Here is a 21,224-nt window from a genome sequence, read left to right as displayed (position 1 = left end):
CGGATGACGGTCAGAGGATGATGGCGTTGTCCAGGACCCACGACCCCGCCCCGGTGGTCTTGTTGTAGATCTTCGTGTACGTCCGCCCGTCCGTACCGATCACGCCGATCTTGCCCTGCGTGGAGTTCGTCCAGATGGGAAAGACCATGCTGCGCGCGACGCCGCCCAGGTCCTGCCAGCCGCCACAGGTCGTGTTGCAGGCCTTCCGGTAGACGTGGAAGCTCGCACCGACGACGTAGTAGTCGATCTGACCGCTCGGGAAATACTGCGAGGTCGTGACGTAGGGCGTCATGCGCCAGCCACTCGAGTCCCCCCGGATCGTCACGGTCGAGTGCGGCACCGCGCTGGGGTTGGCCCATGTGCCGAGTCCCAGCACCTCGCCGTCGCGCATGTCGATGTCGACCGACCATGCCCGGCCGTCGCTGCCGATCACGCGTGCTGTCTGAACGTCTCCTGTCCCGCTGAACCACACGTGGCTGTATGCCCGGGAATTCGCGTCGCCGACCGGGAACCAGCCGGTGTAGCTGTTGTAGCTGACCTGGATGTTCGCGTACACCCGGTGGTCCCCGCCGACGAGGAACATGTTGTCCAGCACGGCCGGCGCCCGGGTCGGGATGTAAGCGCAGATGTGGCTGCCCGCCGACCCGCCGAAGGTTATCGGACAGATGTTCGGCTTCGCCTGCGCGGGCGAGGCGCCGGCCAGGCTCAGGACGGCGCCCAGCGTCGCCGCCGCGAATACGCTCAGGGCGACCCGAAGTCGTCTCATGTTTCCCCGTTTCATCGAACATGCGGAATGTCTCGGCCGAATCTAGGCGTCGTGATCAACAGACAACAGGACGTTCGACCGGACGTTTGGCGGCCGCGGCCCGCCCGACCCACGGGGACCGTCCGGGTTGCCTGGGTCGCCGAAATCGTTGCGGTCCTGCACACTTTCCTGCGTGGGGGTGACCAGGTCCGGGGTGCGTTCGGCTGTCGTGGTGAATCCGGCCAAGCTGGACGACCCCGATGAGCTGCGCGCTGTCCTCGACAAGGCGTTGGCGAAGGCGGGCTGGCCGGCACCGGCCTGGTACGAGACGACCCGCGAAGATCCCGGGCAGGGCCAGAGCAAAGCGGCGGTCGAGGCCGGCGCGGAGGTCGTCTTCGCGTGCGGCGGCGACGGCACGATCATGTCGTGCGCCTCCGGGCTCGTGGGCACCGAGGCGGCGCTGGCCGTGCTGCCCAGTGGCACCGGCAACCTGCTCGCCGCGAACCTCGGGCTCTCCGGCGACCTCGCTGCGGGCATCGCCGTCGCGGTCGAGGGTGGGCGACGCCGGCTCGACCTCGGGCTGGTCAAGTCGCGCGACGAGGACCGCTGGTTCACGGTGATGGCCGGCATGGGGTTCGACGCGCAGATGCTCGGCTCGACCTCCGAGTCGACCAAGGCGCGGATCGGCTGGCTCGCGTACATCTTCGGTGGTCTCAAGCACCTCCGTGACCGGCCGATGCGGATCTCCGTGCGCATCGACGACCGGCCCCCGATGCGGCGGCGGGCGCGGTCCGTGCTGATCGCCAACGTCGGTCGCCTGCAGGGCGGCGTGCGCCTGTTCAAGGAGGCCGAGCCGGACGACGGTTGGCTCGACATCGCGATCCTCACCCCCCGTACCCTCGGGCACTGGGCCGTGCTGATCGGCGGCGTCCTGGGCGGGCGACGGCGGGTCCCGCGGATGGAGACCTACCGCGCCCACCGCATCCAGGTCACCAGCAACCGACCGCAGCCCCGGCAGATGGACGGCGACGTGATTCCCGCCGGCCGCGTCCTGCGCGTCGAGGTCCGACACCGCGCCATCTGGCTCTGCGTGCCGCGCCCGGAGAGCGCCGACGACCTGGCCCACGACGCCGACGCGGCCGCCGAACGGGGCGAACGCCTCATGCGGAGGGCGGCGGAATGAGCTCGACGCGGATCGTTCCGGAAACGCGGTTGATGGCCGCCGATCAGCTCACCGCCGACGACGCCTGGCACACCCTCCAGCGCCACGGCGGATGGCACCTGGTCCGCGACGCGTTCGTGCGGCTGCGGTACGGCGACGGGTTCAGTCTCGCCCGGGCGTTCGCGTTTCAGCTCTGCCTGGCCGTGGTGCCCTTCCTGATCGCGCTCACCGGGCTCACCACCGACCTCGGGGTCGAGTCCGGCGGCCGGGTCGTCGCCGACACCGTCATCGCGCTCACACCGGGCGCCAGCGTCGACGTCGTGCGTGAGCTGCTCGTCGACGACGAGCGGACCGAGGAGACCGGTGAGCTGGCGCTCGCGCTCGGCCTGATCACCGGGCTCGTCGCGCTCACGATGGCGATGTCGCAGGTCGAGCGCGGTGCCAACCGGATTTACGGTGTCGAGCGTGACCGGCCCGCACTGTTCAAATACGCGCGGGCCGCCGTGCTCGCCGTCGCCGCCGGCATTCCGATGCTCCTCGGGTTCCTCATGCTCGTCGCCGGCGGGCCGATCGGGGACTCCATCCAGCGCGAGTACGGCTGGGGCGGCTGGGTGCACGTCGTCTTCGACGTCCTTCGCTGGCCGGCGTCCATCGCGCTCACCGTGTTCGCGGTCGCCGTTCTCTTCCGGCACACGCCAAGGCGGCGGCAGCCGGGGCTGTCCTGGCTGCTCTTCGGTGCCGGCATCGCGACCGTGCTCTGGGTCGGTGCCAGCCTCCTGCTCGCCCTCTACGTCTCGCTGGCCGAGAGCTTCAACCGGACCTACGGCGCGCTCACCGGGATCATGGCGCTGCTGATCTGGGCCAATCTCACCGGCATCGCGTTCTTCTTCGGGTTCGCGTTCACCGCCCAGCTCGAAGGCCTCCGGGTGGGCGCCCCCGACCCCGCCGAACCCGACCTCTGGAAGCCGGTCACCCAGCGCAGCCCCGTCGATGAGCACACCGCCCAGGACGAGGGTGTGCACCAGCCGACTTCCGGGTAAACGAACGCCTCATGGAGACGAAGGCCGAGCGCAGACCGCTGGAGCACTTCACCGCGCGGAGCCTGGCCGGGCTCGCCGCCGTCGTGGCCGCCGGCATCGCGTTCGGCATCCTGCTCGCCCTGGTCAGATTCCAGTTCGGGCCGCTGTACGACCTCGACCACGGCGTCGCCACCTCCGTCAACGCGTACGTCTCCGAACATGAGGGCCTCCTCGACATCATCCGGTTCGTCACCGACCTCGGTGGCGGGCTCAAGGTCTGGGTCGTGATCCTCGCGGTCCTCGCGCTGCTGATCCGGCGGCAGGTCCGGCTCGCGATCTTCGTGATCGTGTCGGGGCTCGGCGCGCTCGCCCTCGAGCCGACGATCAAGCTGCTCGTCGGCCGGCTGCGGCCCGTGGTCGACGTCCCCGTCGCGCACGCGCCCGGCAACAGCTTCCCCAGTGGACACTCGCTCGGCGCCTTCGTGGTCTACGGCTCGTTGCTCCTGGTCTTCCTGCCGGCCGTACCCAAGCGTTGGCGCACCGCCGTCATCGCCGCCGTCGCGACGCTCGTCGCGCTGGTCGGTGTGAGCCGCATCGCGCTCGGCGTCCACTTCGTCTCCGACGTCCTGGCCGGCTGGCTGCTCGGCGCCGCCTGGCTCGGCGTCACCTACTACGCCTTCCGCCTCTGGCGCCGCGAGGACGGCCGCCGCGAGCCCGCGCTCACCGAGGGCCTCGAGCCCGAGGCCGCGAAGGAACTCAAGCCCGCGCCCCGGGAGAACGCCGTGCTCCCGCACCCCTGGGTCGAGAGTGCCGAGATCGTCGTCGGCTGGGTGCTCGTACTCGGAGCGCTCTTCGGATTCGGCATGTGGGCCAGTTACCACGCCGGTGGCACGGTGCTCGCCGCCCTCGACGACCAGGTGCCGCGCTGGTTCGCCGACCACCGGACCGAACTGCTCGACGGGTGGAGCCACTACGCCAGCAAGGCCGGTGACACCCACACGATCCTCGCCGTGTCGCTCGTCTTCTGCACGCTCGTTCTGGCACGCTGGCGGCAATGGCGGCCGATCCTGTTCCTCGCGCTGGTGATGGTCGGCGAGCTGACGCTCTTCCTCGCATCGGCCGCCGCCGTCGACCGCCCGCGCCCCGACGTGTCGCACCTCGACCAAAACCTGCCGACCTCCTCCTTCCCCAGCGGCCACATCGCGGCGACCCTGTGCCTGTGGACGGCGATCGCGCTGATCGTCATGGCCCGCACCGACCGGTGGTGGCGCTGGCTCACGGTCGCGGCCGCCGTGGTGATGCCGCTGGTCGTCGCCACCTCGCGGATGTACCGCGGCATGCACCATCCCAGCGACTTCCTCGGCGCGATCATCCTGACCGGGCTGTGGGTCGGCCTGCTCTACTACGTGCTGCGCCCCAACGCCGAAGCGGCGGCCGCCGATGCGGGTGATGACCTACAACATCAAGACCGGGGGGTACGACGGTTCGCGCGGCACCCGGCTTGAGGCCATCGCGGACGTCATCGCCAACGAGGTGCCTGACGTGGTGGCCCTCCAAGAACTCCGTGGCGACTCCGGACCCTGGCTCGCGAAACGCGTCGGCATGCGGATGGTCCGCGCCCGCTCCTCCTGGGGCCAGCCGGTAGCGGTCCTGACGAACCCGGACTGGACGGTGCTCGCCGCCGGCTCCGTCGCCCGCCCGTTCCACCACGCCGCCGCCCGGGTCGTCGTCGCCACCCTCGGCGGCCCGCTCACGGTCATCTCCGCGCACCTGCACCCGCACTGGGGCTGGCGCCGGATGCACGAGGCCCGCTGGCTCGTCAACGCGGTCGGCAACGCCCGGCTGGCCCTCGTGCTCGGCGACCTCAACACCCTGGACCCGTGGACCGACCACCACGACCGGCTGCGGGCGCTCCCGCCGCCGTACCGGGTCCGGCACCTGCGCTGGCGCCCGCCCGGCCGCGAACACACGGACCGTGACGTCGGCCCGGTCGGCCGGGTCGACACCCGGGCCATCGCCGCCCTCGACGCCGCCGGCATGGTCGACGTCTTCCGCGCCGTCGGCGAGGGCCCGCCCGAGACGGCACCGACCGCCCTGGGCGGAGCCGAGTTCTCCGGCATGCGACTGGACTACCTGTTCGCGACGCCGGCCCTGGCCGAACACGTGCGCTCGTGCCGCATCCTGCGGACACCGACCGCCGACCGCGCCAGCGACCACTACCCGGTCGTCGCCGACATCGACATCTGACCCGACCGCGTAAAGCAGTCGCCACGCGGGTGGATCCAGATGAGGATCGAGCGGTGGCGATCGAGGACGTGGCCGCTCGGTTCGGGCTCGGGCGGCCCGTGTGCGACGCCGTGCGGGTGACCGGGGGACTGTCCAACGAGCTGTGGAAGCTGGTCACCACGCGCGGGGTATTCGCGGTCAAGCGGATGGTCGTCAACGCCGATCGGCCCGACTTCGTGGGCAACGTCGAGGCCGCGTACGCCGTCGAGTGCCGGGCCTGGGCGGCGGGCATCGCGATGCCGGAGCCGATGCCGCACGACGGGCGGGCGCTCGCGGAGGTCGGTGGCGCACTGTTCCGGGTGCACCGCTGGGTCGACGGCACGTCAGGCGAAGGCACCGCCGCGGACGCGGCCAACCTGCTCAGGAAGATCCACGAACACGGCGATCCGCGATGGGAGCCAACCCCCGCAGGGCCGTGGGCGGCCGACGGTTGGGGCCCGGACCTGGCTGAACTGGGCCGCCGCGTGGCGCCGACGCACGAGCCGGTGCTGGTCGTCGACAGCCACCGCGATCTCGACCGGAAGAACACCCTTCTCCGGGTGGACGGCATGCTGCTCGCCCTCGACGGGGATGCTGCCGGGCCCGTCGGGGCCGTGTGTGAGGCCGTGGGCCTCGCCCTCGACTGGAGCGGCGACGACACCGCGACCTTCGCCGAGGCGCTGCGCGCCTATGGGCGGAGAGTGCCGCCCGAGCCTTGGGTCTTCGGCGGCTGGGTCGAGGCGCAGGGCGGGTGGCTGGACTACGTCGCGCGACATCGAGAGGATCAGGTCGACGACGCGCTGGCCCGGCTTCGCGGGCTCGCCGAGCGCATCGACGCCTACCTGGCCGCCATTCCTGACTGACGCCCGGTGACATTGACAGTCGTGAAACGCGATGGCAACATGGGAGCGCTTCCAAGGATGACTGTCTATGCCTGATGGGAAGGGACGGCCCGTGAAACGTCGTGCTGCCGCCACCGTCGTCGTGCTCGCCGCCGCCCTGATCGGCGCGGTCGGCACGCCGGCGAGCGCCGCGCCCGTGGAGCACATCGCCAACGGCACCTTCGAGAGCGGGACCTCGCCGTGGTGGGCGACCGGCAACACCACGTTGGCGGTGCGCGACGGGCGGCTCTGCGTCGACGTGCCCGGCGGCACCGCGAACCCCTGGGACGTGGCGATCGGCCACAACGGCATCCCGCTGGTCGACGGCGCCGAATACACGCTCCGGTTCACCGCCGACACCACAGTGGACACCACCGTCACGGCCAACGTCCAGCTCAACGCGGCGCCGTACACCACCGTGCTCTCGACGTCGGTGAGTCCGGATGGTCAGGCGGCGGCACACACCTTCACCAGCGGCCTGACCGCCGCCGACGGGACCTTCACCCTGCAGCTCGGCGGCAAGGCGGACCCGTACACCGTCTGCATCGACGACGTCAGCCTCACCAGCGACAGTGACCTGGCGCCCGAGCAGATCGAGAACGGCGACTTCGGCGACGGGACCGCCGGCTGGTACTCCTACGGCACCACCAGCACGGCCGTCGAGGACGGGCGGCTCTGCTCCGCGGTGCCCGGCGGGCTGGCCAACCCGTGGGACGGCGGCGTCGGCCAGAACGACGTCCTCCTCACCGCCGGCGCGACCTACACGCTCAGCTTCGATGCCAGCGCCGACCCGAATGCGACCGTCAGAGTGGCCGTGCAGCTCGGCGCCGAGCCGTACACCGGTTATTTCAGTCGTGACCTCGCCCTGACCCCGGCGGGCGACCACTACGAGTTCACCTTCACCGCGCCCGACGACACCCCGGCCGGGCAGGTCGCGTTCCAGGTCGGCGCCAACCCGGCCGGCTACCGCCTCTGCCTCGACAACGTGAGCCTGCGCGGCGGCGAGGCCGAGCCGCCCTACGTGCCCGACACCGGGCCCCGCGTCCGCGTCAACCAGGTCGGCTACCTGCCCGACGGCCCGAAGCGCGCCACCCTCGTCACCGACGCCACCACCGCGCTGCCGTGGCAGCTCCAGAACAGCGCCGGCGTCGTCGTGCGCAGCGGCACCACGACGCCGCGCGGCACCGACGCGGCGTCCGGTCAGAACGTCCACACCATCGACTTCACCGGGTACGCGGCACAGGCGCAGCACCTGACGCTCGCCGCCGACGGGGAGACCAGCCACCCGTTCGACATCAGCGGGACGCTCTACGACCAGCTCCGCTCCGACTCCCTGCAGTTCTTCTACATCCAGCGCAGCGGCATCGCGATCGACGGCGGCCTGGTCGGTGCCGCGTACGCCCGCCCCGCCGGCCACCTCGGCGTCGCACCCAACCAGGGCGACACCGACGTGCCGTGCCAGCCCGGCGTCTGCGACTACCGGCTGGACGCCCGCGGCGGCTGGTACGACGCCGGCGACCACGGCAAATACGTGGTCAACGGCGGCATCGCGACCGCGCAACTGCTGAGCGCCTACGAGCGCACGAAGACCGCACCGACCGCCGGTTTCGGCGCCGCCCTCGGCGACGGCACGCTGCGGGTGCCCGAGCGCGGCAACAACGTGCCGGACATCCTCGACGAAGCCCGGTGGGAGCTGGAATGGCTGCTGCGCATGCAGGTCCCGGCGGGCAAACCGCTGGCCGGCATGGCGCACCACAAGCTGCACGACCAGAACTGGACCGGTCTTCCGCTCGCACCGCAGGCCGACCCGCAGCCCCGCGAGCTGCACCCGCCCTCGACCGCCGCGACGCTCAACCTGGCCGCCGCCGCGGCGCAGGGCGCCCGCCTGTGGGCTCCCTACGACGCGGCCTTCGCCGACCGGGCCCTGGCGGCGGCCAGGACGGCCTATGCGGCCGCGAAGGCGCACCCCGCCGTCTACGCCAGCGCCAACGACGGCAACGGCGGCGGCGCCTACAGCGACAACGACGTGACCGACGAGTTCTACTGGGCGGCCGCCGAGCTCTACCTCACGACCGGAACGCCGGCCTACCGCACCGACCTGGAAGCCAGCCCGCACCACACCGGCGACGTCTTCTCCGCGACCGGCTTCTCCTGGGGCAGCACCGCCGCGCTCGGCCGGCTCGACCTGGCGACGGTCCCCAGCGGACTGCCGGCGGCCGAGAGGACCCGCATCCGCGCCTCGGTGGCGGCCGCCGCCGACGCCTACCTGGCCACCGCGGCCGGCCAGGCGTACGGCCTGCCGATGTTCGGCGGACCCGGCGCCTACTTCTGGGGCGCCAACAGCAACATCATCAACAACGCCGTCGTGCTGGCCACCGCCTTCGACCTGACGGGACAGGCCAGGTACCGCACCGGCGCGGTCGAGGCGATGGACTACGTCCTCGGCCGCAACGCGCTCAACCAGTCCTATGTGACCGGTTGGGGCGAGAACGCCTCCGAGAACCAGCACAGCCGCATCTTCGCCAACCAGCTCGACCCCGCGCTGCCGCACCCGCCGGCCGGATCGATCGCCGGGGGCGCCAACGCCGGCCTCGACGACCCGTTCGCCAAGCAGCTCCTCGACGGTTGCGAGCCGATGTTCTGCTACGTCGACGACATCAACTCGTACGCCACCAACGAGGTCGCCGTGAACTGGAACTCGGCGCTCGCCTGGATCGCCTCGTTCCTCGCCGATCGGAGCGCACCGGCGGGGATCTCCTGCCGCGTGGTCTACACCAACTACGGCACCTGGCAGGGCGGTGGGGGCTTCACCGGCCAGCTCGACATCACCAACACCGGCAGCGCGCCGGTCAACGGCTGGACCGCGCGGTTCGCGTTCACCGGCGACCAGCGGCTGCGCGAGGCGTGGATGGCGCAGGCGAGCCAGGCCGGCGCGGTGCTGACCGCGCGCAACGAGTCCTACAACGCCCGCCTCCAGCCCGGAGCCTCCGTCATGTTCGGCTTCAACGCCACCCAGTCGTCCTCCTACGCCAACCCCGCGCCGGGCCTGGTGACCGTCAACGGAAGCCGGTGCTCGTAATGAGGACGATCGCGGTCGTGACGGCGACCGCGGTCCTCGGCGCGAGCCTCGCCGCCGCGGTGGGCACCGCCGCCGCGGCGGCGGGGTGCCGGGTCGACTACGCGGTGACCAACCAGTGGCAGGGCGGGTTCGGCGCGAACGTGACCGTCACCAACCTCGGCGACCCGCTCAACGGGTGGGCGCTGGCCTGGAGCTACACCGCCGGCCAGACGGTCACCCAGGCGTGGAACGCGACCGTGACCCAGTCCGGGGCGGCGGTCACGGCCCGCGACGCCGGCTACAACGCGGCGCTGCCGACCAACGGCACGGCGGCGTTCGGCTTCAACGGGGCGTGGACCGGCAGCAACCCGGCACCGGCGACGTTCTCCCTCAACGGCACGGCCTGCACCGGCGCGCCTGGCAACCCGACGCCGACCACACCGCCACCGACGACCCAGCCACCGCAGGCGGGCGCAAAACAGGTGGAAGACCTCGACCGCGGTGCCATCAGCGTCCGCTCCGGCAACGGCAACCTCGTCTCCTGGCGCCTGCTCGGCACCGAGCCCACCAACACCGGCTTCCACGTCTACCGCGGCACCACCCGGGTGACCTCGACCCCGATCACCGCCAGCACCAACTACCTCGACGCCGGCGCGGCCGCCGACGCGAGCTACACGGTCCGCGCGGTCGTCAACGGCGTCGAGCAGGCCGCGAGCCCAGCGGCCCTGCGCTTCGCCAACGGCTACCTCGACGTCCCCATCCAGCGCCCCGACGGCGGCACGACACCGACCGGCGAGGCGTACACCTACAGCGCCAACGACGCGAGCGTCGGCGACCTGGACGGCGACGGGGACTACGAGATCCTGCTCAAGTGGGATCCGTCCAACAGCAAGGACAACTCGCAGTCCGGCTACACGGGCCCGGTCGTCGTCGACGCCTACCGCCTCGACGGCGCCCGGCTGTGGCGGATCGACCTCGGCCGCAACATCCGCGCGGGCGCGCACTACACCCAGTTCCAGGTGTACGACTACGACGGCGACGGCGCCGCCGAGGTGGCCATGAAGACCGCCGACGGCAGCCGCTCCGGCACGGGCCAGGTGATCGGCGACGCCAACGCCGACCACCGCAACAGCAGCGGCTACGTGCTCTCCGGCCCGGAGTTCCTCACGATGTTCGACGGCCGCACCGGTGCCGTCAGGTCCACGGTGGACTACCAACCGCCGCGCGGCACCGTGTCGAGCTGGGGCGACTCGTACGGCAACCGGGTCGACCGCTTCCTCGCCGGCACCGCCTACCTCGACGGCACCCGACCATCGCTGATCGTCTCGCGCGGTTACTACACCCGCACGGTCATCGTCGCCTACGACTTCCGCACCGGAAGCCTGCAACGGCGCTGGACCTTCGACTCCAACTCCGCGGGCAGCGCCTACGCCGGTCAGGGCAACCACAGCCTGACGATCGGCGACGTGGACGCCGACGGCCGCGACGAGGTCGTGTTCGGTGCGATGACCGTCGACGACAACGGATCTCCACTGTGGAACACCAGGAACAACCACGGCGACGCCGCACACCTCGGCGACCTGGACCCGGCCCGGCAGGGGCTCGAATACTTCAAGGTCTCCGAGGACGGCACCAAGCCGGCCTCCTGGTTCGCCGACGCGCGTACCGGACAGGTGCTCTGGTCGACCGCACCCGCGGGCGACAACGGCCGCGGCGTGGCCGCCGACGTCTACGCCGGCAGCCCCGGCGCCGAGTCGTGGTCCGCCGCCGTCGACGGCCTCCGGTCGACCAGCGGCGCCAACCTCGGCCGCAAGCCGTCGTCGACGAACTTCGTCGTCTGGTGGGACGGCGACCCGGTGCGCGAGCTGCTCGACCAGACCCGGATCGACAAGTACGGCACCGGCGGCGACACCCGGCTGCTCACCGGCTCCGGGGTGGCCAGCAACAACGGCACCAAGGCCACCCCGGCGCTTTCCGGCGACATCCTCGGCGACTGGCGGGAGGAGGTGATCTGGCGCACGAGCGACAGCACCGCCCTGCGGATCTACGCGACACCCGCCGCGACCGACCGCAGGATCCACACCCTCGTGCACGACCCCATGTACCGGGTCGCGCTCGCCTGGCAGAACACCGCCTACAACCAGCCGCCCCACCCGAGCTTCTTCGTCGGCAACGGGATGGCGCAGCCGGCGCGCCCCAACGTCTACGTGAGCTGAGACACCAGCTCGAACGACCGGATCCGGTCCTCGACGTCGTACACCATCGTGGTGAGCATCAGCTCGTCCGCCCTGGTGGCCTCGAGCAACGCGGAAAGCTGCCCGGCGACCGTCGACGGAGAGCCGACCGCCTGCCCGACCTGGCGGTCGGCCATGAAGATCCGCTCCACCTCGGTGTACGGGTGGGCGGCGGCCACCTCCGGCGTGGCCAGGGGCTGCGGGCGACCCTGGCGCAGCCGCAGGAACGACAGCCCGGCCGGCCCGGAGAGGAACTGGGCGCGCTCGTCGGTGTCCGCGCAGACGACCGAGACCGCGACCATCGCGTACGGCTCGTCCAGCCAGCGCGACGGCGTGAAGCGGTCCCGGTAGAGCGCCAGCGCCGGCAGCGTGTTCTGCGCGCTGAAGTGGTGCGCGAAGGCGAACGGCAGCCCGAGCAGGCCGGCGAGCTGTGCGCTGTAGCCGCTCGACCCGAGCAGCCACACCTCGGGCCGCTCCCCGGCGCCCGGCGAGGCGACGATCGGCCCCGGCTCGTCCTGGGTGAAGAAGTTGAACAGGCTGGCCAGCTCCTGCGGGAACTGCTCCGCGGAGAGCCCTTCGACGGTCCGGCGCAGCGCCAGCGCGGTCGCCTGGTCGGTGCCCGGCGCCCGGCCGATGCCCAGGTCGATCCGCCCGGGGTGCAGCGCCGCGAGCGTGCCGAACTGCTCGGCGACGACCAGCGGGGCGTGGTTCGGCAGCATCACGCCGCCGGAGCCCACCCGCATCGTCGAGGTGTTCGCGGCCAGGTGCGCCAGCAGGACGGCCGGCGCCGAGGACGCGATGGCGGGCATGTTGTGGTGCTCGGCCACCCAGAACCGGCGGAAGCCGAGCTCCTCGGTGCGGCGGGCGAGGGCGGTCGTATGGGCGAGCGCCTCACCGGGCGAGCCGTTGGCGGCGACGGGGGCGACATCGAGCACGGAAAGCGGAACGTCGATCACGAACCAGAGTCAACACCGCGGGCCGCGAAAGGCTTCCCGCTACAGGCTGTGTAGTGCGGGAAGCAACTCGCGCGCGGCCCAGTCGAAGAACTCCCGCTGGCTCTCGTCGCCGATCTGCAGCACGGAGACGTGCGTGAACCCGGCCTCGGCGAACTTCGCGATCGCCTCGACGTGCCGGTCCGTGTCCGGGCCGCACGGGATGCCGGCGGCCACGTCCTCCTCGTGCACGAACCTCGACAGGTCGGCGAACGCCGCCGGGTTGGGCAGGTTCGAGTTCACCTTCCAGCCCATCCCGAACCACGGGAACTGCTCGTACGCCGTCTTCCGCGCCGCCGCCTCGTCCGGGCCCCAGCAGATCGGCTGCTGACCGTAGCGGGGCTTGCCGGACCCGCCCGCGTCGTCGAACAGCCGCAGCAGCCGGGCCTCGGGCTGGGTGGCGATCGCGCCGTCGCCGTACTCGCCGGCGATCCCCGCCGACTCGGCACCGGAGAGCGCGACGGCCATCGGCACCCGGGTCTCCGACCGGTCCCAGACGTACGCCTCGGGCACCTCGAAGTACTCGCCCGAATAGGTCAGCGTCTCGCCGTCCAGCAGCGGCCGGATGATCTCCAACGCCTCGGCCAGCATCGCGTGCCGCTCCCGCACGTGCGGCCACGGCCCGACCACGTGCTCGTTGAGGTTCTCGCCCGCGCCAAGGCCGAGCACGAACCGCCCGTCCGCGAGGAGCTGCGTGGTCGCCGCCTGTTGCGCCACGACCGCCGGGTGGTAACGCCGGGTGGGGCAGGTGATGTAGGTCATCAGCTCGGCCCGGGAGGTGGCGTGGGCGACGGCGCCGAGCACGGACCACGCGTACGGCGAATGGCCCTGCACGTCGAGCCACGGGTAGTAGTGGTCGGAGATGGTGATCTGCTCGAACCCGGCCTCCTCGGCCCGGACGGCGTAGTCGACCAGATCCTTGGGCCCGGACTGCTCGCACAGCAGTGAGTAGCCAACCGCGACCATCGTCGTACCCCCTCGAGAATGTCCCCTTTCCGCCCGCATACCCCGCTCAGGGCCGGTCAACCGTCCGCGCAACTTAACCGGTTGACCTGTGCGTCCCGGCGGTCCTACTGTGGATCCGCGCCCCAGGGAGCCGGGCGGCAGCTGATGGGCCAGCTGCCGGCCCTTGTCACGTCTCCCTTGTGAAGGCAGGAAATGCGATCCCGACTCCTCGCCGTCGTCACGGCGCTGACCGCGGCCGCTCTCGCGGCCATGTTCACCCTCACCATCGGCTCGCCGGCCCACGCCGCAGCGGGCTTCACCGTCGCCAACGGCCGTCTCTACGACGCCAACGGCACCGAGTTCGTCATGCGCGGCATCAGCCATCCGCACACCTGGTACGCGAGCCAGACCCGGGCGTTCGCCGACATCAAGGCGACCGGCGCCAACACGGTGCGCGTCGTGCTCAGCGGCGGCCGCTGGCCCGCCAACAGCGCCAGCGACGTGGCCAACGTGATCAGCCTGTGCCGGGCGAACCGCCTGATCTGCGTCCTCGAGAACCACGACACCACCGGGTACGGCGAACAGAGCGGCTCCGTGCCGCTGTCCACGGCCGTCGACTACTGGATCAGCCTGCGCAACGTGCTGGCCGGCCAGGAGCGCTACATCATCATCAACATCGGCAACGAGCCCGTCGGCAACAACGCCGTCAGTCCGACGTGGACGCAGGCGACGACCACCGCGATCCAGCGCATGCGGGACGCCGGCTTCGACCACACGCTGATGGTCGACGCGCCCAACTGGGGCCAGGACTGGCGGTTCGAGATGCGCGACAACGCCGCGAGCGTGTTCGCCGCCGACCCCGACCGCAACACCGTCTTCAGCATCCACATGTACGGCGTCTTCGACACCGCCGCGGAGATCACCGACTACCTCGGCCGGTTCCGGTCGGCGAACCTGCCGATCGTGGTCGGCGAGTTCGGGTTCAACCACTCCGACGGCAACCCCGACGAGGACACGATCATGTCCTACACGCAGGCCAACCGGATCGGTTACATCGGCTGGTCGTGGAGCGGCAACGGCGGCGGCGTCGAATACCTCGACATGGTCACCAACTTCGACCCGACCCGCCCGACGAGCTGGGGCACGCGGATCGTCGACGGCGCCAACGGCATCCGCTCGACGTCCCGCGAGGCCACGGTCTTCGGCAGCGGCCCGACGGGCAGCCCGACCGCGACCCCGACGACCGGGCCGACCCAGTCACCGACCGCACAGCCGACCACGCCGCCGCCGGCCCGCGGCTGCACGGCGGCCTACCGGGTGATCGGCCAATGGCCCGGTGGGTTCCAGGCCGAGGTCACGGTCACCGCAGGCAGCGCGCCGATCAGCGCGTGGACGGTGGGCTGGACGTGGGCCAACGGCCAGCGCATCAACCAGTCCTGGAACACCACGCTGACCGCGTCGGGCAACGCGGTGACGGCCCGCAACGTCAGCTACAACGGGACGCTCGGCGCGGGCGCCACCACCACGTTCGGCTTCCTCGCCTCGTGGACCGGCTCCAACACCTCACCGACGGTTGCGTGCACCGCGAGCTGAGTGCGTTTGGAACGGACCGTTGTTATGCGAAAAGCGTTAACAACGGTCCGTTCCTTTCAGTCGACCTCGGCGCTGCCGGTTACGCGGAGCTTGCGGCGGGCGCGCTCCGAGAAGGTCGTGTGGCCCAGGCGGATCACCTGGGCGGCGCCCGGCACCGCGTTGATGTCGATCCGGTCGCCCGGGCCGACGTAGGTGGCCACGCCGCCGTCGACCTCCACCGCCAGCCGCCCGCTGCGCTCGAGCACGTCGAGGCTGAGCGTCTCGTCGACGGAGAGCATCAGGGCCCGGTTGTACGAGGAGTGCGGCGACGACGGCACGACCAGGACGCCCTCGAGGTTCGGGGAGACGATCGGGCCGCCGGCCGAGAACGCGTACGCCGTCGACCCCGTGGGTGTCGCCACGATCACCGCGTCGGCCGCGTACCGGACGAACGGGACGCCGAGGATCCGCACCCCGATCGCGGCGGAGCCGTCGCCGGGCACGCGTACCAGAGCGATGTCGTTGAAGGCCGTGACCTCGCGCCCCTCGGGCAGCGTCGAGCGGATCGCCAGCCGCTCCTCCAGCGTATATTGCCGGTTGTCGATCGCGGACAGCGCCCACGGCAGGTCGTCGACGTCGATCTCGGCGAGGTAGCCCAGCTTGCCCAGGTTGACCCCGAGCACCGGTGTCTTCGTGCCCGCGGCCAACCGCATGCTGCGCAGCATCGTGCCGTCGCCGCCGAGGCTGACCACGATGTTGGACTTGCTGGCCAGCGTCTCGGGATCGACCGGGATCGCGCTGCAGTCGATCCGGGCGATGTCGTCGGCGAGCCCCAGCACCGAGGCGCCGTGCGTGCCCGCCCACTGGAGGATGGTCTCCATCGCAGGGGCCGAGTCGCGCTGCGGATGCAGCACGATCCCGACGGTATGCACCATTCCCACAGCGCAACTGTAGTGCGCACACGGCGGAGCGCCCGACCCCGTGGGATCGGGCGCTCCAGTGGCGCGTGTGGTCAGCGGTTCGTGGCCGCCAGCTCGTAGAGCTTCTCCGGGCTGACCGCGCCGACGAACACGCGGCCGTCATCGGTGAGGAGGCCGGTGACGATGCGGCTGGTGAAGAGCCGGCCGCTGCCCCAGTCGCCGCTGACCTTCGGGAGCTGCCCGAGCAGCCCGCTGATCTGCGGCGCGTCGGCGCCCTGCTGCTTGGGGTCGGTCTTCGCCATGACCACCGTGGTCCAGCCCTCACCGATCAGCTTGGGGCCGCTGCCGGCCGGCCGCTCGGCGAGCTCCTTGGCCAGCTCCTGCTTGCGGGCCTCGGCGTCCTTGCGAGCCTGGTCGCCGGTCAGCTTGTCGCCGGCCTCGGTGACCTTGGTGCCGGCCGGCGGGTTGAAGGCGAACTGCGCGTCGTCGGGCCGGTCGAAGCTGACCATGGTGAATGCGACCTCGAACGCGGGCTTGTCGGAGGAGGCCGGGTAAAGGCGGAACCGCAGCGGCACGTGCTCGGTCGCGTCGATCGCGATGGACACCTGGCCGACCAGCGAGGCGTGGTCGCGCGGGATCAGGTTGAGCTCGTACGCGTCCCGCCCGGCGATCTGCGTCGACCGCCCGACGGTGACCTGGGTGCTCGGCTCGATCGCCTTGAGCGCCAGGTCGGCCGCCTCCTGCGGGGAGGTGGGCACGCCTGCCGGCGGCGCCCCGTGGTCGCCGTCGACGTCGAGCTTCAGGTGGTTGGCGGTCTTGGCCCGGCTGCTCCAGACCCAGGCGTCCGTGCCGTTCTTGATCAGGTCGGTCTGTTCGTTGCCGCCCTGCAGGGAGACGCGGGCCTTGTCGGGGCCGGCGTACCAGACCCGCAGCGTGTGCTGGCCGTCGATCAGCGAGGCCAGGTTGTCGCCGCCGAGCATGCCGGCGAGGCTGACGATGGGCGGGAGGCCGAGGTCGGCCCGCGTCACGACGGTGCCGGACAGGCCGTCGAGGCGGGCGGTCTGCAGGTCGACGAGGAGTTGGGCGGCGGACCGCTCGGGGAGGGTCGGATCGGCCGCGCCGGCGACGGTGGCCACGGCGGCGCCGCCGCCGATGACCGCGGCCGCGGCGGTCGCGGGGACCAGCCAGCGCAGCACCGGACGTTTGGTCAGGACAGACATGGTTGGGTACCTCCTGCGAAACATGATGCCGTGGCCGGGCTGTGACGCGGCTGAGAGCACTGGGCGGGTGTGGGGCTGGGATGGCACGCTTTGCTGGTGCGGTTGCTGGTGGTCGAGGACGAGGCGCGGCTGGCGTCGGCGCTGCAGCGTGGGCTGCAGGCCGAGGGTTTCGCGGTCGACGTGGCCGGCGACGGCCCGGTCGGGCTGGAACTGGCCCGGCACGGCGAATACGACGCCATGATCCTCGATGTGATGCTGCCCGGCCTGTCCGGCTACCGGGTGGTCCGCGCGCTGCGGGCCGAGGACAACTGGCTGCCGGTGCTGATGCTCTCCGCCAAGGACGGCGAATACGACCAGGCCGACGGCCTCGACTGCGGCGCTGACGACTACCTGACCAAACCGTTCTCGTACGTGGTGCTGCTGGCCCGCATCCGGGCGCTGCTGCGCCGCGGCGCACCCGCGCGCCCGGCGGTGCTCGAGGCCGGCGACCTGACGCTCGACCCCGCGCAGCGCACGGTGACCCAGGGCGGCGAGTCGGTCGGCCTGACCGCCCGCGAGTTCGCGCTCCTCGAATACCTGATGCGCCGGCGCGGCGAGGTGGTGTCCAAGACCGAGCTGCTCGACCACGTCTGGGACGCCAGCCTCGACACCGCCCCGAACGCGGTCGAGGTCTACGTCGGCTACCTGCGCCGCAAGCTCGGCCGCGAGCGGTTGGAGACGGTCCGCGGCGCCGGTTACCGGCTGGCGACATGATTCGCGCGTGGCGGCGGCTGAGCCTGCGCGCCCGGCTGATGCTGCTCGGCGTGTCCGGTCTCGTCTGCGGCCTGATGGTCGGCGGGATCCTGCTGGTCACGGTGCTCGGCAGCACGCTGCACCGGGGTGCGGAGGAGACGGCGGCCAAGACCGCGGCCGGGATGGCCGACCTGATCGCCAACGACTCCCTGCCCGATCCGCTGCCGGTCTCCGGCGACGACGTCCGCGCCCAGGTGATCGACGGCCAGGGCCGGGTGGTGGCCGCCTCGCTCGGTGCCGACCGGCTGGTGCCGTTCCTCTACCCGGGCGAGCGGCCGGCCCGGGGCGCGCAGAAGCCGACGAGCGTCTACATCCCCGGCGAGCGGATCGGCGTCGTCGGGCCGGTGCAGGTGGTCGCGGTGCCGGCCGGGACCGCCGCCGAGCCCAGGACCGTGCTGGTCGCCAAGTCCCTCGGCGACCTGACCCGGGCCGTGGACCTGCTCAAGCACTCGTTGCTGATCGCGTACCCCCTGCTGGTCGTGCTGCTCGCGGCGATCGCCTGGCGGGCGATCGGCGCGACGCTGCGCCCGGTCGAGGCTCTGCGCGCGGGTGCCGAGGCGATCAACGACAACGCCCGCGCCGACCGGCTGCCGCTGCCCGAGTCGCGCGACGAGATCCACCGGCTGGCGGTCACCCTCAACGGCATGCTGGGCCGGCTCGAACGGGCCCGGGCCCGGCAGCGGACGTTCGTCGCGGACGCCGCGCACGAGCTGCGCTCGCCGCTGGCCAACCTGCGCACCCAGCTCGAGGTGGCGCAGCGGATCGGCGACCCGCCCGACACCGAGGAGCTGCTGGCCGACGTGCGACGGCTCGGCCGCCTGGTCGACGACCTGCTGCTGCTCGCCCGCGCCGACGACCAGGGCGGTCGCCCGGAGCCGGTGACCGGGCCGGTCGACGTCGGTGCGCTGCTCGCCGCCGCGGCCGCCCGCTATCCCGGCCGGGTGACCCTGCTGCCGGTCGAGGGCGCGCCGTGGACCGTGGGCGACGAGGCGGCGCTCGACCGGGTGGTGGCCAACCTGCTCGACAACGCGGTGCGGCACGCCCGGAGCCGGGTCGAGCTGTCGGCGGGCGTCGTCGGCGACCGGGTCGAGATCGCCGTGACCGACGACGGGCCGGGCGTGCCCGAGGCCGACCGGGAGCGGGTGTTCGACCGGTTCACCCGCCTCGACGACGCCCGGGCGCGCGACGCGGGCGGGGCCGGGCTCGGGCTGTCGATCGTGCGGGAGCTGGTGGCGCGGCACGGCGGCACGGTCACCCTCGCGGACGCGTCGCCGGGCCTGCGGGCCGTGGTGCGGCTGCCGATGGCGGAGCCGGAGCCGGAGGTGCTGGTTCAGCCCCGGTCGGTGCAGACCGGCTTGGCGCGGCCGACGACGCCGGCCGGGTAGACGACCCCGACCACGAAGCAGTAGTCGTCGCCGGCGTCGAGCCCGTAGACCACGTAGTTGTCGGCGCCGGCGGGAAGCTGGTCGATCTGGCGCGGCTGCTGGCCGGTCGGGCCGGCCGAGACCACCACCGGGCCGGCGGCGCCGGACGGGTAGGTCCAGCGGAGCGTGACCTCGTCGGAGCCGTCGTCGAGGGAGACGTCGCGGGGCGGTGTGCCGGGCTGGGCCGCGGGGGGTGCGGTGCTGGTCGGCGGTGCGGTGGTCGGCCCGGCGGTGGCCGGCGGCACCGTGGGCTGGGTGGTGACCTGGCCCTGGCCGTCGACCAGCGCGAAGCCGGCGATCACCGCCGCGGCGCCGAGCACCACGACCAGGACCCCGGCGATCACGAGCGGGGCGACCCGCCGCTTGCGGGCGAGGTAGGGGACCGGCAGCGGGTCGGGCGGGCGGAGTTCGGGCAGGCGGGCCGCGCGCTGCTCGGCGTCGTCGCCGGCCTCCAGCGCGCGGGGGTGCTCGGGCGGGGCGGCCCAGCGCTCGTCACCATGCTGCTGGCCGGACTGCGCGTCGTCGGGGTCGGGCTGGGCGTCCCAGCCGAGGTTCGGGTCCCAGCCCGGGGTCGCTTCCCAGTCGTCGCCGGTGCCGTCCCAGGTCTCCGTCGTCGTGCTGTCCCACGTGCCGGCCTGGCGGCGCCACACCTCGTCACCGATGGGCTCGCGCGGCTGTGCCCACTGTGACCGGTCGTGGTCGGTCGCCCGCCCGGACCAGGCCACGCTGGGGCCGCCCGCCTCCGCCGGCCACAACGGGCGCTCGGGCGGCGGGGCCGTCCTCGGTGCCCAGGCGTCCGCCTCGGGCTCGGGGTACGTCTCCGTGGCGTACGCGTCGCGCAGGTCGGTGCCGGTCGTGACGAGGTGGGGCGGTTCGTCGTCGGCGGCGTGCCGGGGGCCGTTGGCCACCACGGCGTCCTCGAGCGCGGAGCCACTGTCGAAGCCGTCGCGCAGGGTCGGCGTGACGGGCGCCGGAGCCACCGGCGGGGGTGCGACCGGGGTCGGCGCGACCGGCGGCGGGGTCAACGGCTCGGGCGCGGCCGGCGGCGTGTGCTCGGGCACCGGCGTGAACCGGCGCGCGTAGCCGGTGGCCTCCGGCGAGCCCGGCGCGCGCGGTGGCGGCGGGCCCGAGTCGGTGGCGATCCGGTGGCTGTCCTCGACCGTGCAGACGTGGTCGGGGTTGGGCGCCGCCCGGGCCAGCGCGGCCACCTGGGCGATCAGCGGGTGGTCGGGTGCCAGGTGGGTGCGGCACAGCTCCTGGGCGAGCGCGAGGTGGGCGTGGGAGCTGTCGGTGCGGCCGCAGTCGCGCTCCATCGCGCCGAGCTTGGCCAGCATCCGGATGCCGGCCGGGTGGCCGTCGCCGTATACCTCGCGGTGTAGCTCCCAGGCGTCCTCGAGCCGGGTGCGGGCGGTGGCGCAGTCGCCCCGGGCGTATTCGACGGTGGCCAGGTCGGCGTGGGCGGCCAGCACGCGGGCCGACTCGGGGCCCTCGGCGGCGGACAGCTCGAGGATCACGTCGTGGTAGAGCCGGGCGGCCCGCTCGTGCGCGCCGACCCGGTGGAGCACGGCGGCGAGGGTGGTGGCGGTGTCGGTGGTACGCGGGTCGTGCGCGCCGTAGAGCCGGGTCGTCGCCGAGTAGGCGTAGGACGCCCAGCCCCGGGCGCCGTGCGCCTCGCCGAGCGCGAGCAGGACTTTCGCCTCCAGCGCGGCGGCCTGCGCGAGCTCGCCGGTGGCGGTCGCGGGGGACGGGTCGGCCTTGGCGAGCGCGTTGCCGAGCAGTTCCTCCGCGCCGGCGAGGTCACCGGCGTGGATCCGGTCCTGCGCCCGTGCGGTGAGGTCCCCGAGGCCGACTGACATCGCCTCATCGTGCTTGTCCGGCGACGTTCGGTACAAGAGCCAGTTGGCGGAGATATTGACCAGACCCTACGTGACCTGGAGGTGCGCCCCCGTAAGTCGTCCTTTCGTGCGAATGGCGAACCAGGGGTCTGTGTCGAAG

At 72.3% G+C, this 21,224-nt stretch carries 16 protein-coding genes; 10 read left to right on the top strand and 6 right to left on the bottom strand.

The window, feature by feature from the left end; all coding sequences use genetic code 11:
- Nucleotides 1–10: 10 nt before the first annotated feature.
- Nucleotides 11–766, bottom strand: a complete 756-nt coding sequence (locus Air01nite_RS29335; protein ID WP_203706577.1) for a hypothetical protein — start codon at nt 764–766, stop codon at nt 11–13.
- A 172-nt stretch (nt 767–938) separates the two neighbouring features.
- Between Air01nite_RS29335 and Air01nite_RS29330 the strand changes: the two genes are divergently transcribed.
- The 7 genes from Air01nite_RS29330 to Air01nite_RS29300 all read left to right on the top strand — a co-directional run bounded on the left by Air01nite_RS29330 (nt 939) and on the right by Air01nite_RS29300 (nt 11,346).
- Nucleotides 939–1,928 (top strand): diacylglycerol/lipid kinase family protein, encoded by a 990-nt coding sequence (locus Air01nite_RS29330; protein ID WP_239091046.1) that lies wholly within the window; start codon nt 939–941, stop codon nt 1,926–1,928.
- On the top strand, nt 1,925–2,947 hold the full coding sequence (locus Air01nite_RS29325; RefSeq protein WP_203706576.1) for a YihY/virulence factor BrkB family protein: 1,023 nt from the start codon (nt 1,925–1,927) through the stop codon (nt 2,945–2,947). The genes Air01nite_RS29330 and Air01nite_RS29325 overlap by 4 nt, the downstream gene beginning before the upstream one ends.
- A gap of 11 nt (nt 2,948–2,958) precedes the next feature.
- On the top strand, nt 2,959–4,431 hold the full coding sequence (locus Air01nite_RS29320) for a phosphatase PAP2 family protein (protein WP_203706575.1): 1,473 nt from the start codon (nt 2,959–2,961) through the stop codon (nt 4,429–4,431).
- Nucleotides 4,376–5,173, top strand: coding sequence for an endonuclease/exonuclease/phosphatase family protein (locus Air01nite_RS29315; RefSeq protein ID WP_239091045.1), 798 nt, complete (start codon nt 4,376–4,378; stop codon nt 5,171–5,173). The genes Air01nite_RS29320 and Air01nite_RS29315 overlap by 56 nt, the downstream gene beginning before the upstream one ends.
- A 53-nt stretch (nt 5,174–5,226) precedes the next feature.
- Entirely contained in the window at nt 5,227–6,054 is an 828-nt protein-coding gene (locus Air01nite_RS29310; RefSeq protein WP_203706573.1) for a phosphotransferase, read from the top strand.
- A 67-nt stretch (nt 6,055–6,121) separates the two neighbouring features.
- Complete coding sequence (locus Air01nite_RS29305) at nt 6,122–9,151, top strand: glycoside hydrolase family 9 protein (RefSeq protein ID WP_203706572.1); 3,030 nt, start codon at nt 6,122–6,124, stop codon at nt 9,149–9,151.
- A complete protein-coding gene (locus tag Air01nite_RS29300; protein ID WP_203706571.1) occupies nt 9,151–11,346 on the top strand; it encodes a rhamnogalacturonan lyase family protein in 2,196 nt (731 codons plus the stop codon). The genes Air01nite_RS29305 and Air01nite_RS29300 overlap by 1 nt, the downstream gene beginning before the upstream one ends.
- Here Air01nite_RS29300 and Air01nite_RS29295 read toward each other — a convergent pair.
- Complete coding sequence (locus tag Air01nite_RS29295) at nt 11,334–12,320, bottom strand: LLM class flavin-dependent oxidoreductase (RefSeq protein ID WP_203706570.1); 987 nt, start codon at nt 12,318–12,320, stop codon at nt 11,334–11,336. The two genes, Air01nite_RS29300 and Air01nite_RS29295, sit on opposite strands and share 13 nt — an antisense overlap.
- A gap of 39 nt (nt 12,321–12,359) precedes the next feature.
- A complete protein-coding gene (locus tag Air01nite_RS29290; RefSeq protein WP_203706569.1) occupies nt 12,360–13,322 on the bottom strand; it encodes a TIGR03557 family F420-dependent LLM class oxidoreductase in 963 nt (320 codons plus the stop codon).
- Between the two features lie 192 nt (nt 13,323–13,514).
- On the opposite strand from Air01nite_RS29290, the gene Air01nite_RS29285 reads away from it, so the two are divergent.
- A complete protein-coding gene (locus tag Air01nite_RS29285) occupies nt 13,515–14,894 on the top strand; it encodes a cellulase family glycosylhydrolase (protein ID WP_203706568.1) in 1,380 nt (459 codons plus the stop codon).
- 56 nt (nt 14,895–14,950) lie between these two features.
- On the opposite strand, the gene Air01nite_RS29280 is transcribed toward Air01nite_RS29285, so the two are convergent.
- Nucleotides 14,951–15,808, bottom strand: coding sequence for an NAD(+)/NADH kinase (locus Air01nite_RS29280; protein WP_239091053.1), 858 nt, complete (start codon nt 15,806–15,808; stop codon nt 14,951–14,953).
- 77 nt (nt 15,809–15,885) lie between these two features.
- Nucleotides 15,886–17,013: a LolA family protein gene (locus tag Air01nite_RS29275; RefSeq protein WP_203706566.1), complete on the bottom strand. Its 1,128-nt coding sequence runs from the start codon at nt 17,011–17,013 to the stop codon at nt 15,886–15,888.
- A 96-nt stretch (nt 17,014–17,109) separates the two neighbouring features.
- On the opposite strand from Air01nite_RS29275, the gene Air01nite_RS29270 reads away from it, so the two are divergent.
- Both Air01nite_RS29270 and Air01nite_RS29265 read left to right on the top strand, forming a co-directional pair.
- Nucleotides 17,110–17,766 (top strand): response regulator transcription factor, encoded by a 657-nt coding sequence (locus tag Air01nite_RS29270; RefSeq protein WP_203706565.1) that lies wholly within the window; start codon nt 17,110–17,112, stop codon nt 17,764–17,766.
- A 38-nt stretch (nt 17,767–17,804) separates the two neighbouring features.
- Nucleotides 17,805–19,190 carry a sensor histidine kinase gene (locus tag Air01nite_RS29265; RefSeq protein WP_203706607.1) on the top strand — a complete coding sequence of 462 codons (1,386 nt, stop codon included), beginning with the start codon at nt 17,805–17,807 and terminating at the stop codon, nt 19,188–19,190.
- On the opposite strand, the gene Air01nite_RS29260 is transcribed toward Air01nite_RS29265, so the two are convergent.
- Nucleotides 19,136–21,085, bottom strand: a complete 1,950-nt coding sequence (locus Air01nite_RS29260) for a tetratricopeptide repeat protein (protein WP_203706564.1) — start codon at nt 21,083–21,085, stop codon at nt 19,136–19,138. The genes Air01nite_RS29265 and Air01nite_RS29260 overlap by 55 nt on opposite strands.
- Between the last annotated feature and the right edge of the window lie 139 nt (nt 21,086–21,224).

Source organism: Asanoa iriomotensis (assembly GCF_016862515.1).
Taxonomy (GTDB): Bacteria; Actinomycetota; Actinomycetes; order Mycobacteriales; family Micromonosporaceae; genus Asanoa; species Asanoa iriomotensis.
The sequence above is the reverse complement of the archived record's forward strand: the minus strand, read 5'-3'. Positions and strand labels throughout refer to the sequence as shown.